The sequence below is a fragment of the Flavobacterium sp. genome, from assembly GCF_027484945.1.
Lineage (GTDB): Bacteria > Bacteroidota > Bacteroidia > Flavobacteriales > Flavobacteriaceae > Flavobacterium.
This window is the reverse complement of sequence record NZ_JAIXRZ010000003.1, coordinates 1-14,005: the sequence shown is the minus strand read 5'-3', so window position 1 is coordinate 14,005 and position 14,005 is coordinate 1. Positions and strand designations below refer to the sequence as shown.

Below are 14,005 nucleotides of genomic sequence, written 5' to 3'. Positions count from 1 at the left end.
TATTTTAAAATACATTAACTTAGTGCTTCTAAAAGCCAATTAGTAATGTATACACCTATTCCTCAATGGGCTGAAGATGATCGCCCTCGTGAAAAATTCATACTCAAAGGCAAATCCGCACTCTCGGATGCCGAATTAATTGCTATTTTACTTGGTTCGGGAACGCGCAATGAAAGTGCACTTCAATTGTCCCAGCGAATTTTAGCCCATTCCCAAAATAATCTCAATGAATTTGGTAAATCCACCGTACCCCAATTAATGAAATTTAAAGGAGTTGGTCAAGTAAAAGCAATTACGATCGCTGCTGCTTTTGAACTCGGACGAAGACGTCGTTTGGAAGAAGTAAAGGAACGGTTTAAAATCAGTTCAAGTCGATCGGTTTTTGATTTAATGCAACCCCTACTTGGCGAATTACCCCACGAAGAGTTTTGGGTACTTTTTTTAAACAATTCCAACCGAGTTTTGCATAAAGAACTCCTTTCCAAAGGCGGAATAACTGGAACCGTGGTGGATATTCGTTTAATTTTTAAATTCGCATTGGAATACAAAGCAACTTCCTTAATTTTGACACACAATCATCCGTCGGGGAAATTATTGGCAAGCGAAGCCGATCGATTAATTACGCAACGCATTCAATTGGCTGGGAAACATTTAGATATTTTGGTTTTGGATCATATCATCATAACCGAAACAGCCTATTTTAGTTTTGCCGATGAAGGAATACTATGAACGTGCAAACAATAACCGATATTTTTTTTGATTTAGACCATACCCTTTGGGATTTTGAACGCAATTCTGCGTTGGCTTTTCAAACCGTTCTGAAACACCATAGCATCAATGTAGCAGTGGATGACTTTCTAAAAATTTATGTTCCATTAAATAAATGGTATTGGGAGCAATACCGAAAAGAAGAACTATCGCAAGCTCAATTACGCTATGGTCGGTTAAAAGACACCTTTGATCAATTGGGATATGACATAAGTGATTCTACAATCGATGTACTTTCTGCGGCTTATATTCATGAATTGCCTATGAACAATTACCTCTATGAAGGAGCCCTTGAAGTATTAGACTATTTGCAATCGGACTACCGTTTACACATAATTACCAATGGATTTCAGTCGGTTCAAGATGGTAAATTAAAAAATTCTGGAATAGGGAAGTATTTTACTACAGTAACCAATTCAGAGACCGCTGGCGTGAAAAAGCCAAATCCGCTCATTTTTCATAAAGCATTAGAAATGGCGCAATGCCAAGCTAAGAGCGCAATTATGATCGGTGATTGCCTTGAAGCCGATATTCAAGGCGCATTAAATGTAGGAATGGCGGCTATTTTTTTTAACGAATTTAAAATAGAAGTGCCTTCACATGTTCAACAAGTATTTCATTTAACCGAATTAAAAGCAATTTTATAATATGAAAAAATTACTCACTATTATTTTGTTTGGCTTTATTTACATGCCCTTAGAGGTTAGAGCACAAAAAATATATATAGCTGCTCAATACGAATTTATGGGTGAGCCCGATCAGTTTGGTTTTTCTACATTGCTTCGTTTGTATTTAGAAAAGTATAATTATGAAGCCGAAATTGTACCGCAATCGGATCAAAATACGGTACTTCGTAAGTTAACCCCCATCGATTATGCTATTCAAGTACAGCGCAAAAGCAATATGTTTATGACGCGAATCACCATTAAATTAGTCAACGCAAATGGTGAAGTAATTGCAACATCACCCGAAGGAAACAGTCGAGAAAAAGAGTTTCGATATGCCAATATTGAATCGTTGCGAATGGCCATGGATCAATTTATAGCTTTAAAAAATCACACTTTTTTAGATCAGGCGAAAACCGAATCAACGTTAGACAAAACTGAAAAGCAAGAGGTGATGGGTGCCGATGGTATTGTAAATGATCGTCCAATAGTGGCAGCAACGAATGATTATTTGGAGGCAAGGTCACTTTCAGATGTGTCCTTTGGATTATATTCAAAAAATAAGACTACACCCGATTTAGTTTTATACAAAACCAGTTCACGCGACTGCTTTTTAGTAATAACAGATGGCAAACCCAATGGGGTGTTGTTGTACCAAAATCAAAAATGGTATTGGGAGTATTATAAAGACAATCAATTGATTAGTATAGAACAACAAATTAAAGGATTATAGCTAATAGCCATATTTGTCTTTCCATCGATTTTTTAAAAATGTACGCAATTCGTTTTCACGCGCATTAGTACCGGGCTCATAAAATTTGGTTTCTTGAATCGCTTCTGGCAAATATTCTTGCGATATAAAGTTATTGGTATAGTCATGGGCATAGGCATATTCTTCGCCATAGCCCAATTCTTTCATGAGTTTAGTTGGGGCGTTACGCAAATGTAAAGGGATTGGTAAATCTCCTGTTTGTTTTACTATTGCTTGGGCTTCATTTATAGCCAAATAGCTCGCATTACTTTTGGCCGAAGTAGCCAAATAAATAGCGCACTGACTTAAAATAATTCTACTTTCTGGATAGCCAATAGCTGTAACGGCTTGAAATGTATTATTCGCCATAATTAAGGCTGTTGGATTGGCATTTCCAATATCTTCACTAGCTAATATTAAAAGGCGTCGCGCGATAAATTTAACATCTTCACCACCTTCGAGCATTCGGGCAAGCCAATATACCGCTCCGTTGGGATCACTTCCTCGAATGGATTTGATAAATGCCGAAATAATATCATAGTGTTGTTCTCCCGTTTTGTCATAAAGAACAGTATTTTGCTGAACTAAATCCAATACTTTGGCATTGGTAATTGCCACATGGTCACCTGCTGTGGCATTAACTACCAGTTCGAAGATATTGAGTAATTTTCGTCCATCGCCACCCGATAAACGTAAGAGGGCTTCATGTTCTAGAATTTCGATTGATCGTTTGGTCAATTGGCTATCGATTTTCATTGCACGGTCTAATAGTGCCAACAAATCTTCTTTAGAAAATGGATTCAGTACATAAACCTGACACCGTGACAATAACGCAGGAATAACCTCAAAACTCGGGTTTTCAGTAGTAGCACCAATTAAAGTAATCCACCCTTTTTCTACTGCACCCAAGAGAGAATCTTGTTGTGATTTGCTAAATCGATGAATTTCATCGATAAAAAGAATAGGGTTTTTCGTTGTGAAAATACCACTGCTTTGTTTCGCTTTATCAATTACATCGCGAACATCTTTTACACCCGAATTGATTGCACTTAATTCATAAAAAGGACGATCACTTTGGCGCGCAATAATTTGTGCCAAGGTTGTTTTTCCGGTACCTGGGGAGCCCCAAAACAACATTGATGGAATTACCCCACGAGCAATTTGCTGGGTGAGTGACCCATTGGGTCCAACCAAGTGTAGTTGACTAATGTAGTCTTCTAATTTATGAGGACGAACGCGTTCGGCTAAAGGTGCTTCCATTGTAATTTGAAAATGTGTCAATTTGAAAATGGGTTGTGGTATTCAAATTAGCATATGCACAAATTTAAGTATTATGTGTTGTGATAGTTATAATTTTCAAAATATCTCATCTTCAAATTTTCAAATAGTATGACAAATTAGCATTAGTTTTAATTTGGCTGTATTTTTGACAAGTAATAAAAAAGTCTTTTAAAATTGAAGAACGATTACGATCATTTTAAATTTACCCCTTCGGTATGGATAGTACCGCTTTTTTTGGTGTTGGGAATTTGGACCGTTTTCTTAGCCGAAGATTATTTCAATCTTCATTGGACTTCGCATGGAATTTACCCCAGAACATGGAGTGGTCTGCAAGGCGTATTGTGGAGCCCGTTTTTGCATGACGATATCAACCATATCCTTAATAATACATTGCCCCTTTTTATTTTAACTACAGCCTTGATTTATTTTTACCGTGCGATTTCACTAAAAGTATTGGGTTACGGTATCGTGTTTTCGGGTTTGATTACGTGGATTATTGGGCGCGAATCATATCATATCGGAGCTAGCGGTTTGATTTATGTGCTTGTTTCTTTTATTTTTTTCAAAGGAATGATGACCCAATATTACCGCTTGATGGCTTTATCACTAACAGTTGTGTTGCTCTATGGTGGTATGATTTGGTATGTATTTCCAGAAGTAGATCCAAAAATTTCTTGGGAAGGGCATTTAGGTGGGTTTTTATCAGGGTTGCTATTTGCGTTTCTTTTTAAAACTCCCGACTATGTCTCTGAATTTCGGTATGATTGGGAACACCCTGATTTTGACCCGGAATCCGATCCTTTTATGCGTCGCTTTGATGAAAATGGGAATTTTGTTAACATTCCTAAACCCGAAGAAATTTGGGTGGAATATGAAGAGGAATTGGGATCAATGATTCGACCTACGCAAATAAACTATATATACAAAAACAACGAAGATTGAACCTTCTGTATTTTAATGAAAGTATACGATAATTTATTATTGACGTTGGCGGATAACTTCATACAAAAACGCACCACAAGCTACCGATACATTTAGGGATCCAATACTCCCCAAGAGTGGTAATTTGGCTTTTTCATCGACAATTTTCAACACCGAAGGGTTGATCCCGCGGTCTTCGCTGCCCATGATAATCGCTATGGGTTCTGTAAAGTCAATGGAATACAAACTGTCTTCCGTTTTTTCGGTAGCCGCAACGGTTTTGATGCCACTTCCTTGTAAATAAAAAACAGCATCTTTAATGTGATCTACTTTGCAAATGGGCACGTTAAAAACAGCTCCAGCTGAAGTTTTAACCGTATCGCCATTAACGGGTGCAGCTCCGGTTTTGGAAATAATAATTCCATCAACTCCCGTACATTCAGCCGTACGTATGATTGCACCAAAATTACGGGCATCACTAAGTTGGTCTAAAATAAGAAACAACGGTTTTTTACCCGATGCTAAAACACGTTCGACCAAGGTTTCTAACGTTTGAAATTTTATTGGTGCAATAGTGGCGACTACGCCTTGGTGGTTTAGATGGGTCAGGCGGTTGAGCTTTTCAACGGGCACATAGGTATACGGTAGATTGTATGTTTTTACTACCTTCATAAGCTCGCGCATCAAATCACTTTGCGCTTCCTTATGGATGAAAATTTTGTCGATTTCTTTGCCCGCTTGAATAGCTTCAATTACAGCACGAATGCCAAAGATTTGGTTTTCTTTATCCATAGGGCAAAGGTAGAAAATAAGAAGGACATTTTACGTGTGGTAAAAACTTAAAAAGTAGTTTTTAAACTAATTTGAACAATGGAATTGGATAATTGAATGGTTTGTTGGTCAGTACTGCCGTTGGCATAAACAAAATTCAGTAAGCCATTTTTGGTGAGAAGGCCAAATCCAAATCCCATTCCCAATAATTTCCCACTTTGGTTAATCGTAGGGTCTTTAAAATACCCGTAATCTAAAACACTGTGAAGATAGAGGCTCGGACTAACAATATAACGGTATTCCGATAAGAGTGCCGACATCAAGGAGGCTTGAAGGGTGTTTTCGTTAAATCCACGGAGGGAATTGATGCCGCCAAATCGAAACAATTCATTGGTCAAATACCGATCACTTTGCAAATAATAGGTTTGTGATTTTAAGAATACATGATTTTTTTTATTGAGGATAAGGAGCTGTTTGGTGTTGAGTTGGCCATAAAATTGCACATTGGAAAATTGAGGCGTAACCCGCGTTCCATAGCCGGTTTTAAATTGGATACCAATTTTATCCGGAAATAATTGGGGCTCATCTTCATCGTTGGCAACAAACCAATCCAGCTGACCCGTTGCAAATGTATTGTTATAATCACTAATAAGCGTTGAATTACTGTTTTTAATATCGCTGGATGCAGTTGCTTGATATCCTATGTACGTGCGTAAATTGTATTGAATACAATACCCTAAATCAAAATTGGTTTGGGTATTTTGAAAGGTGCTGTCTTGCTTAAAAATGTTGAGCTGCGCTTTTAATGCTAAGGGGGTTTTAAATATGTAGGGTTGTTCCCATAATAGGTTGAAAGTGCGTTGCGCTTGGCCATTACTTTTCCAGTAAAGGGTTATTTTTTCCCCCTTGTGCATGATATTTTGTAAACTTCCATCAATATATCCTGTGAAAATTAATTTACCCGTTTCATTGTTGGTAAAACCAATGTACCCATCAAAAGTGTTGGCTTTTGTTTTTTCGATATAAGTGAAAATTTTAGTTGAATCGTTTGTGAATAAAATTTCAGGATACTTGGTTGAACGAATAAAGCGAAATTGATTCAGTGTTTTGTGAAGTTTTTCAATATTCTCTTGATTAAAGGTGGTGTTTTTAAACAATCGATTGATTTCTTTTTGATGACTTTTTGGGAATTGGTCATATCCGTTGTATACTATTGCATTTACTTTGCGCGCTTGACCTGGATTTATATATAAAGCGGCATACAAGGTGTCGCCTTTGCGTTCTAAGGATTGAAGTTGAACTTTGGCAAACGAATATCCTCTTTTTTCTAATTTTTGAACCAGCTGATTTAAAAAAGTTTCCGATTGTGAAAAAGGAATTGTTAATGCAGATTTAGGTAGGAAATTTTCCGTTTTTGCATCAGAATTATGAACGCTATGTATATATAGGTGTGATAGTGCAGTGCCAAGATGCATTGATGCAACCAATGTACTGTCGTTTATCTGTGTCAGTTGACGGTAATGGGCCTGCGTGAATCCTGCACGATGCAGTGTGTTTAAAAACGCAGTGCGTCCTATCTCCAAAGCTTGTGCATTTGGATATTTTACGATTGGAGTAAAAGACTGAATGATTTTGTCTTCAAGATTTGAATCTCCTTTAGGTGAGAAATAGTATTGCTGTCCAAAACAATGCACAGTTAAAAAGCATACGATACCCAATACTAATTTTTTCATCATAACAATTTTGTAAAAGTAACGTAAAAAAATAAATTTTAGTAGGCCTGTTTTTGAAATCAAAAGTGCAAAAAAGAAATTTTGCTAAGAAGATAGTTGTTTAAATAACAGTTGGTTGTGGATTGTAAAAAATAATTTACCAACATTTTTTTTATTGAAATTATTTACTACATTTGCAACCCCGTAAAATGCGGGTAAAAGTAAACATAAGTAAATTTATTATTTAAATTATGCCAACAATTCAACAATTAGTAAGAACTGGAAGAGCCAAAATCACTAAGAAGAGTAAATCGGCTGCTTTGGATTCTTGTCCTCAACGAAGAGGGGTTTGTACGCGTGTTTACACCACAACACCAAAAAAACCAAACTCTGCAATGCGTAAAGTTGCGCGTGTACGTTTGACCAATGGTAACGAGGTGAATGCATACATCCCTGGAGAAGGACACAATCTACAAGAGCACTCGATAGTATTAGTGAGAGGTGGAAGGGTTAAAGATTTACCGGGAGTTAGATACCACATTGTACGTGGTGCACTTGACACGGCTGGAGTTAACGGTCGTCTACAAAGAAGATCTAAGTACGGAGCTAAACGCCCAAAAGACAAAAAGTAATTAAGAACTTTTAATCAGAAGAAATGAGAAAAAGACAGGCCAAAAAAAGACCTCTTTTACCAGATCCAAAATTTAATGATCAATTGGTAACACGTTTTGTGAACAACTTAATGTGGGATGGTAAAAAATCAATTGCTTTCAACGTTTTTTACGCTGCTTTAGACATCGTAGAGACTAAGAAACAAGATGCAGAGAAATCTGCTTTAGAAATTTGGAAAGATGCATTAACAAATGTTATGCCTCACGTAGAAGTTCGCTCACGTCGAGTGGGTGGTGCTACCTTCCAAATCCCGATGCAAATTCGTCCAGACCGTAAAATTTCTATGGCGATGAAATGGTTAATTCTTTATGCCCGTAAAAGAAATGAGAAATCTATGGCGGGTAAACTAGCGTCTGAAATTTTAGCTGCTGCTAAAGAAGAAGGTGCTGCAGTTAAAAAGAGAATGGATACGCACAAAATGGCAGAGGCAAATAAAGCATTCTCTCACTTTAGATTTTAATTTTTAAGCAATGGCAAGAGATTTAAAATATACCAGAAATATTGGAATCGCGGCGCATATTGATGCCGGAAAGACCACTACAACAGAACGTATTTTGTTCTACACCGGAAAATCGCACAAAATAGGTGAGGTACACGATGGTGCAGCAACTATGGACTGGATGGCGCAAGAACAAGAGCGAGGGATTACTATTACATCAGCTGCAACTACTTGTACTTGGAATTTTCCAACGGAACAAGGGAAGAGTTTAGCTGACACGAAAGGATATCACTTTAATATTATTGATACTCCCGGACACGTTGACTTTACGGTAGAAGTAAACCGTTCCTTACGTGTATTGGATGGTTTGGTGTTTCTTTTTTCAGCGGTAGACGGAGTTGAACCTCAGTCGGAAACCAACTGGAGATTAGCCGATCAATACCGAGTTCCACGTATGGGATTTGTAAACAAAATGGACCGTCAAGGATCTAACTTTTTGGCAGTTTGTCAACAAGTACGCGATATGTTGAAGTCTAATGCAGTTGCGATCACTTTACCTATTGGTGAAGAGGCTGATTTCAGAGGTGTGGTTGACTTGGTGAAAAACCAAGCGATTGTTTGGCATGAAGAATCACAAGGAGCAACATTTGATATTATTGATATTCCAGCCGACATGGTTGATGAAGTTCGTCAATACCGTTCAACTTTAATCGAGGCGGTTGCCGAGTATGATGAAAATCTGCTTGACAAATACATGGAGGACGAGAATTCGATCACTGAAGATGAAATCAATAATGCATTACGCGCGGCTACAATTGATATGGCGATTATTCCTATGATGTGTGGTTCTTCGTTTAAAAACAAAGGGGTACAATTCATGTTGGATGCTGTATGTAAATATTTGCCTTCACCTGTTGATAAAGACGGTATTCAAGGGATTCACCCTGATGATGCAGATCTTCCAGAAGAAGAGCAAACGAAGATTTTACGTCGTCCAGATGTAACTGAGCCTTTTGCGGCTTTGGCTTTTAAAATTGCAACCGATCCTTATGTAGGACGTTTGGCTTTCTTTAGAGCATATTCAGGTCGTTTGGATGCTGGTTCATATATTTTGAACACGCGTTCAGGTAATAAAGAGCGTATATCTCGTATCTATCAAATGCACGCAAATAAGCAAAATCCAATCGAATATATTGAGGCTGGAGATATTGGAGCAGCAGTTGGTTTCAAGGATATTAAAACAGGGGACACGATGTGTGATGAAAAACACCCCATTATTCTTGAATCGATGAAATTCCCAGATCCTGTAATTGGTATTGCTATCGAGCCAAAAACAAAGGCCGATGTTGATAAAATGGGTATGGCTTTAGCTAAATTGGCCGAAGAAGATCCTACATTTACAGTGCGTACAGATGAAGCGTCAGGGCAAACAATTATCTCAGGTATGGGTGAGTTGCACTTGGATATCTTGGTTGACCGAATGAAACGTGAGTTTAAGGTAGAAGTAAACCAAGGTGAGCCTCAAGTAGAGTACAAAGAAGCCTTTACTAAAACGGCACAACACCGTGAAGTGTACAAAAAACAATCGGGAGGTCGTGGTAAATTCGGGGATATCGTTTTCCGTTTGGAGCCAGCTGAGGATGGTTTTGTAGGCCTTCAATTTGTTAATGAAGTTAAAGGGGGTAACGTACCAAAAGAGTATATTCCAGCAGTAGAGAAAGGTTTTAAAGAAGCTATGAAGCAAGGTCCTTTAGCGGGTTATACTGTAGATAGCTTGAAAGTTACGTTGTTGGATGGATCGTATCACCCAGTAGACTCGGATGCACTTTCATTTGAAATGGCGGCAAAATTAGGTTACAAAGAAGTTGCTAAAGCAGCCGGTGCTGTAATCCTTGAGCCGATCATGAAAATTGAGGTGATTACTCCAGAAGAAAATATGGGGGATATCGTAGGGGATCTTAACCGTAGAAGAGGTCAAGTAAACGACATGGGTGACCGTGCCGGATCTAAAGTTATCAAAGCACACGTGCCACTATCAGAAATGTTTGGTTACGTAACTACTTTGAGAACATTGTCTTCGGGTAGAGCAACCTCGACTATGGAGTTTTCGCATTACGAACAAACTCCTTCGAACATCTCTGAAGAGGTAATTAAAAAAGCAAAAGGTAACGCTTAATTTTAGAAAAAATGAGTCAAAAAATCAGAATAAAATTGAAGTCTTACGATCACATGTTGGTAGACAAATCTGCTGAAAAGATTGTAAAAACAGTGAAAAGCACAGGTGCTGTAGTTACGGGTCCAATTCCGCTTCCTACACACAAGAAAATCTTCACCGTATTGCGTTCTCCACACGTTAATAAAAAGTCGAGAGAACAGTTTGAGGTTAGTTCATACAAACGTTTGTTAGACATTTATAGCTCTTCATCTAAGACTATTGATGCTTTAATGAAGTTAGAATTGCCTAGCGGTGTTGAAGTAGAAATCAAAGTGTGATAATCACTTCTTACGTATAGAATGACCGACTTTTTAGTCGGTCATTTTTTTTGGTCAGATCAATGGTTCGCCAACATTTTTTAGCGACTATAAAATAAAAATATAATCCGTTTCGTATTTTGTTGATAACTATTTTGCTTGCAAATAGTGCGTTTTATTGTCTTTTTCCGTGTTTGCTTTTCTTGTAAAGTGCTGATTTAATAGGGTTTGGTCTTGGGTTTTTGTCATAGCGTGTCAAAATAATAGTAGGGGTTATAAATTGTGGATTACTTCTTGAAAAATAATTACTTAGATTATTTTGATAGATGAATTCTAATCTCTATATTTGCACGCTCAAAAAAATGGCTATTTGCCATTGCTAAACAATGTTTAATTAATTAATAATTTTTATGTCTGGGTTAATTGGAAGAAAAATCGGCATGACTAGCATCTTCGACGAGAACGGGAAAAACATTCCTTGTACCGTTATTGAAGCTGGACCATGTGTCGTTACCCAAGTCAGAACCAAAGAGGTTGACGGGTATGAAGCGTTGCAACTTGGTTTCGATGACAAAACAGAAAAACACGCAACAAAAGCGGCATTAGGCCACTTTAAAAAAGCGGGTACTTCTGCTAAGAAAAAAGTCGTTGAATTCCAAGGTTTTGAATCAGAGTACAAACTTGGGGATAACATCACTGTAGATGTGTTCAGCGAAGGAGAGTTTGTTGATGTACAAGGAGTATCAAAAGGAAAAGGATTCCAAGGGGTTGTTAAACGTCATGGATTTGGTGGGGTAGGTCAATCTACTCATGGTCAACACAACCGTTTAAGAGCGCCAGGTTCTGTAGGTGCATCTTCTTATCCATCACGCGTATTCAAAGGAATGCGTATGGCTGGAAGAATGGGTGGTCAAAATGTTAAAGTACAAAATCTTAGAGTTTTGAAAGTCGTAGCTGACAAAAACCTATTGGTGGTTAAAGGTGCGGTTCCTGGACACAAAAACTCTTATGTAATCATTCAGAAGTAATGGAAGTAAAAGTTTTAGATATTAACGGAAAAGATACAGGCAGAAAAGTACAACTTTCTGATGCTGTATTTGGTGTTGAGCCAAACAACCATGCGGTATATCTTGATGTTAAGCAATACCTTGCTAACCAAAGACAGGGAACTCACAAAGCAAAAGAGCGTAATGAGGTTGCTGGAAGTACACGCAAAATTAAAAAACAAAAAGGAACGGGTACGGCTCGTGCAGGTAGTGCTAAATCTCCAGTTTTTGTAGGAGGAGGAACTATCTTCGGACCAAGACCAAGAAGTTATTCGTTTAAATTGAATAAAGGGTTAAAAAGATTAGCGCGTAAATCGGCTTTATCTTTAAAAGCAAAAGAGTCCAATTTGATCGTTGTAGAGGATTTTAACTTTGATGCTCCTAGTACTAAAAAATTCCTTAGTGTATTGAGTGCTTTAGGGATAGAAGGTAAAAAATCCTTATTCGTGTTGGGTGATTCAAATAAAAATGTATATTTGTCGTCACGCAATTTAAAAGCCTCTAAGGTTGTAACATCTTCAGAATTAAGTACTTACAGTATTTTAAATGCTAATAATTTAGTCTTGACAGAAGGTTCAGTAGAGGGAATTGTAGAAAATTTAAGTAAATAACAGTGCCATGAGTATCATAATTAAACCTATTATTACAGAAAAAGTGACCAAAGATGGTGAACTTTTTAATCGTTTTGGTTTCGTTGTCGATAAGAAAGCCAACAAAGTTGAAATTAAAAAGGCTGTAGAGGCAGCTTATGGCGTTACCGTTGTTGAAATAAATACGATGAATGTGCGTCCTGATCGTTCTACTAAGTATACGAAAAGTGGACTTATTCAAGGAAAGACAGCTTCTTACAAGAAAGCTATAGTTCAAGTACAGGAAGGTGAAACAATTGATTTTTATTCTAATATCTAATTAAACAATGTCAGTTAGAAAATTAAAACCTATTACCCCTGGCCAGCGTTTTAGAGTCGTGAATGGTTTTGACGCCATCACAACTGATAAGCCGGAGCGTTCATTGATCGCACCGAAAAAAAGCTCAGGAGGTAGAAATAGTCAAGGAAAAATGACCATGCGTTATACAGGCGGTGGTCACAAGCAAAGATATCGTATTATCGATTTCAAAAGAACAAAGTTTGGTATACCCGCTACTGTAAAGTCGATTGAGTATGATCCAAACCGAACAGCCTTTATCGCATTATTAGCTTATGCAGATGGAGAAAAAACCTACATCATTGCTCAAAATGGTCTTCAAGTAGGTCAAGCAGTTGTTTCAGGAGAAAATGCTGCTCCTGAAATTGGAAACACATTACCGTTAAGTAAAATTCCTCTAGGAACTGTAATTTCTTGTATTGAATTACGTCCTGGTCAAGGTGCAATTATCGCACGTTCTGCAGGAACTTTCGCTCAGTTAATGGCGCGAGACGGTAAATATGCAACTATCAAAATGCCATCAGGTGAAACACGATTAATTTTGTTGACGTGTATGGCTACGATCGGTGCAGTTTCAAACTCAGACCATCAATTGATCGTATCTGGTAAAGCAGGTAGAAGCAGATGGTTAGGTAGAAGACCGAGAACAAGACCAGTAGCGATGAACCCAGTTGATCACCCAATGGGAGGTGGTGAAGGACGTTCTTCAGGAGGTCATCCTCGTTCTAGAAAAGGTCTACCAGCTAAAGGATACAGAACACGTTCTTTGGCCAATCCAAGTAATAAGTATATTGTTGAACGCAGAAAGAAATAATTAGATAGACATGGCACGTTCATTAAAGAAAGGACCTTACGTTCACTATAAATTAGAGAAAAAAGTTTTAGAAAACGCTGAGAACGGGAATAAAAATGTGGTTAAGACTTGGTCTAGAGCCTCAATGATTACCCCAGACTTCGTTGGACAAACAATCGCAGTTCACAATGGTCGCCAGTTTGTACCCGTTTATGTAACGGAAAACATGGTGGGTCATAAGTTAGGAGAATTTTCACCAACAAGATCATTTAGAGGTCATGCTGGAGCTAAAAATAAAGGTAAAAAATAAGAAGAAATGGGAGTTCGTAAAAGAAATACAGCAGACGCAAGAAAAGAGGCGAATAAGTCTTTAGCTTTTGCTAAGTTAAATAACTGCCCTACTTCACCTAGAAAAATGCGCTTAGTAGCAGACTTGGTAAGAGGTCAGAAAGTGGAAAGAGCACTTAGTATCCTAAGATTTAGCTCAAAAGAAGCTTCAAGAAAATTGGAAAAATTGTTATTGTCTGCAATCAACAATTGGGAGCAGAAAAACAGTGAAGGCAATGTAGCTGAAGCAGGCTTATTTGTAAAAGAGATCAAAGTTGATGGGGGTGTAATGTTAAAAAGATTACGTCCTGCTCCTCAAGGTCGCGCACACAGAATCAGAAAACGTTCAAATCACGTAACTATCGTGTTAGGACAAGTAGATAACACACAAAGTAATTAATAAACAGTATGGGACAAAAGACAAATCCAATTGGAAATCGCCTTGGTATCATCAGAGGAT

Annotated in this window: 17 protein-coding genes; 14 read left to right on the top strand and 3 right to left on the bottom strand. The window is 37.8% G+C overall.

Annotated elements, in window-relative coordinates; genetic code table 11:
• Nucleotides 1-45: 45 nt before the first annotated feature.
• The 3 genes from radC to Q0039_RS00165 are packed head-to-tail and all read left to right on the top strand — an operon-like array spanning nt 46 to nt 2,166.
• A complete protein-coding gene (radC, locus tag Q0039_RS00175; protein WP_297507208.1) occupies nt 46-729 on the top strand; it encodes a DNA repair protein RadC in 684 nt (227 codons plus the stop codon).
• Entirely contained in the window at nt 726-1,415 is a 690-nt protein-coding gene (locus Q0039_RS00170; RefSeq protein ID WP_297507205.1) for a YjjG family noncanonical pyrimidine nucleotidase, read from the top strand. Before radC ends, Q0039_RS00170 begins: the two co-directional genes overlap by 4 nt.
• A 1-nt stretch (nt 1,416) precedes the next feature.
• Nucleotides 1,417-2,166, top strand: coding sequence for a hypothetical protein (locus Q0039_RS00165; RefSeq protein ID WP_297507202.1), 750 nt, complete (start codon nt 1,417-1,419; stop codon nt 2,164-2,166).
• Here Q0039_RS00165 and Q0039_RS00160 read toward each other — a convergent pair whose 3' ends face one another.
• On the bottom strand, nt 2,167-3,444 hold the full coding sequence (locus tag Q0039_RS00160; protein ID WP_297507199.1) for a replication-associated recombination protein A: 1,278 nt from the start codon (nt 3,442-3,444) through the stop codon (nt 2,167-2,169). It lies immediately after the preceding gene.
• A 195-nt stretch (nt 3,445-3,639) separates the two neighbouring features.
• On the opposite strand from Q0039_RS00160, the gene Q0039_RS00155 reads away from it, so the two are divergent.
• On the top strand, nt 3,640-4,407 hold the full coding sequence (locus Q0039_RS00155) for a rhomboid family intramembrane serine protease (protein WP_297507196.1): 768 nt from the start codon (nt 3,640-3,642) through the stop codon (nt 4,405-4,407).
• A gap of 36 nt (nt 4,408-4,443) precedes the next feature.
• Here Q0039_RS00155 and rlmB read toward each other — a convergent pair whose 3' ends face one another.
• On the bottom strand, nt 4,444-5,178 hold the full coding sequence (gene rlmB / locus Q0039_RS00150; protein WP_297507193.1) for a 23S rRNA (guanosine(2251)-2'-O)-methyltransferase RlmB: 735 nt from the start codon (nt 5,176-5,178) through the stop codon (nt 4,444-4,446).
• A gap of 47 nt (nt 5,179-5,225) precedes the next feature.
• Nucleotides 5,226-6,890 (bottom strand): BamA/TamA family outer membrane protein, encoded by a 1,665-nt coding sequence (locus Q0039_RS00145; protein ID WP_297507190.1) that lies wholly within the window; start codon nt 6,888-6,890, stop codon nt 5,226-5,228.
• A gap of 230 nt (nt 6,891-7,120) precedes the next feature.
• On the opposite strand from Q0039_RS00145, the gene rpsL reads away from it, so the two are divergent.
• From rpsL to rplV, 10 genes are all read left to right on the top strand, one after another.
• Nucleotides 7,121-7,501: a 30S ribosomal protein S12 gene (gene rpsL, locus Q0039_RS00140; RefSeq protein ID WP_072781281.1), complete on the top strand. Its 381-nt coding sequence runs from the start codon at nt 7,121-7,123 to the stop codon at nt 7,499-7,501.
• A 23-nt stretch (nt 7,502-7,524) separates the two neighbouring features.
• Entirely contained in the window at nt 7,525-8,001 is a 477-nt protein-coding gene (rpsG, locus tag Q0039_RS00135; protein WP_297507184.1) for a 30S ribosomal protein S7, read from the top strand.
• A gap of 10 nt (nt 8,002-8,011) precedes the next feature.
• On the top strand, nt 8,012-10,156 hold the full coding sequence (fusA, locus tag Q0039_RS00130; protein ID WP_297507181.1) for an elongation factor G: 2,145 nt from the start codon (nt 8,012-8,014) through the stop codon (nt 10,154-10,156).
• Between the two features lie 11 nt (nt 10,157-10,167).
• Nucleotides 10,168-10,473 (top strand): 30S ribosomal protein S10, encoded by a 306-nt coding sequence (gene rpsJ, locus Q0039_RS00125; RefSeq protein ID WP_023579610.1) that lies wholly within the window; start codon nt 10,168-10,170, stop codon nt 10,471-10,473.
• Between the two features lie 389 nt (nt 10,474-10,862).
• Nucleotides 10,863-11,480 (top strand): 50S ribosomal protein L3, encoded by a 618-nt coding sequence (gene rplC / locus Q0039_RS00120; protein WP_297507176.1) that lies wholly within the window; start codon nt 10,863-10,865, stop codon nt 11,478-11,480.
• Nucleotides 11,480-12,109, top strand: coding sequence for a 50S ribosomal protein L4 (rplD, locus tag Q0039_RS00115; protein WP_297507173.1), 630 nt, complete (start codon nt 11,480-11,482; stop codon nt 12,107-12,109). Before rplC ends, rplD begins: the two co-directional genes overlap by 1 nt.
• Before the next feature lie 7 nt (nt 12,110-12,116).
• Complete coding sequence (rplW, locus tag Q0039_RS00110) at nt 12,117-12,407, top strand: 50S ribosomal protein L23 (protein WP_297507170.1); 291 nt, start codon at nt 12,117-12,119, stop codon at nt 12,405-12,407.
• 7 nt (nt 12,408-12,414) lie between these two features.
• On the top strand, nt 12,415-13,239 hold the full coding sequence (gene rplB / locus Q0039_RS00105) for a 50S ribosomal protein L2 (RefSeq protein WP_297507167.1): 825 nt from the start codon (nt 12,415-12,417) through the stop codon (nt 13,237-13,239).
• Nucleotides 13,240-13,249: 10 nt separating this feature from the next.
• Entirely contained in the window at nt 13,250-13,528 is a 279-nt protein-coding gene (gene rpsS, locus Q0039_RS00100) for a 30S ribosomal protein S19 (protein ID WP_073361315.1), read from the top strand.
• Between the two features lie 6 nt (nt 13,529-13,534).
• Nucleotides 13,535-13,945 carry a 50S ribosomal protein L22 gene (rplV, locus tag Q0039_RS00095; protein ID WP_073361313.1) on the top strand — a complete coding sequence of 137 codons (411 nt, stop codon included), beginning with the start codon at nt 13,535-13,537 and terminating at the stop codon, nt 13,943-13,945.
• Nucleotides 13,946-14,005 lie beyond the last annotated feature (60 nt).

What these genes read in the sequence shown, in the direction of transcription:
- radC (WP_297507208.1), top strand. Translation starts at nt 46, where the DNA reads ATGTATACACCTATTCCTCAATGGGCTGAAGATGATCGCCCTCGTGAA.
- Q0039_RS00170 (WP_297507205.1), top strand. Translation starts at nt 726, where the DNA reads ATGAACGTGCAAACAATAACCGATATTTTTTTTGATTTAGACCATACC.
- Q0039_RS00165 (WP_297507202.1), top strand. Translation starts at nt 1,417, where the DNA reads ATGAAAAAATTACTCACTATTATTTTGTTTGGCTTTATTTACATGCCC.
- Q0039_RS00160 (WP_297507199.1), bottom strand. Translation starts at nt 3,444, where the DNA reads ATGGAAGCACCTTTAGCCGAACGCGTTCGTCCTCATAAATTAGAAGAC.
- rlmB (WP_297507193.1), bottom strand. Translation starts at nt 5,178, where the DNA reads ATGGATAAAGAAAACCAAATCTTTGGCATTCGTGCTGTAATTGAAGCT.
- Q0039_RS00145 (WP_297507190.1), bottom strand. Translation starts at nt 6,890, where the DNA reads ATGAAAAAATTAGTATTGGGTATCGTATGCTTTTTAACTGTGCATTGT.
- rpsL (WP_072781281.1), top strand. Translation starts at nt 7,121, where the DNA reads ATGCCAACAATTCAACAATTAGTAAGAACTGGAAGAGCCAAAATCACT.
- rpsG (WP_297507184.1), top strand. Translation starts at nt 7,525, where the DNA reads ATGAGAAAAAGACAGGCCAAAAAAAGACCTCTTTTACCAGATCCAAAA.
- fusA (WP_297507181.1), top strand. Translation starts at nt 8,012, where the DNA reads ATGGCAAGAGATTTAAAATATACCAGAAATATTGGAATCGCGGCGCAT.
- rpsJ (WP_023579610.1), top strand. Translation starts at nt 10,168, where the DNA reads ATGAGTCAAAAAATCAGAATAAAATTGAAGTCTTACGATCACATGTTG.
- rplC (WP_297507176.1), top strand. Translation starts at nt 10,863, where the DNA reads ATGTCTGGGTTAATTGGAAGAAAAATCGGCATGACTAGCATCTTCGAC.
- rplD (WP_297507173.1), top strand. Translation starts at nt 11,480, where the DNA reads ATGGAAGTAAAAGTTTTAGATATTAACGGAAAAGATACAGGCAGAAAA.
- rplW (WP_297507170.1), top strand. Translation starts at nt 12,117, where the DNA reads ATGAGTATCATAATTAAACCTATTATTACAGAAAAAGTGACCAAAGAT.
- rplB (WP_297507167.1), top strand. Translation starts at nt 12,415, where the DNA reads ATGTCAGTTAGAAAATTAAAACCTATTACCCCTGGCCAGCGTTTTAGA.
- rpsS (WP_073361315.1), top strand. Translation starts at nt 13,250, where the DNA reads ATGGCACGTTCATTAAAGAAAGGACCTTACGTTCACTATAAATTAGAG.
- rplV (WP_073361313.1), top strand. Translation starts at nt 13,535, where the DNA reads ATGGGAGTTCGTAAAAGAAATACAGCAGACGCAAGAAAAGAGGCGAAT.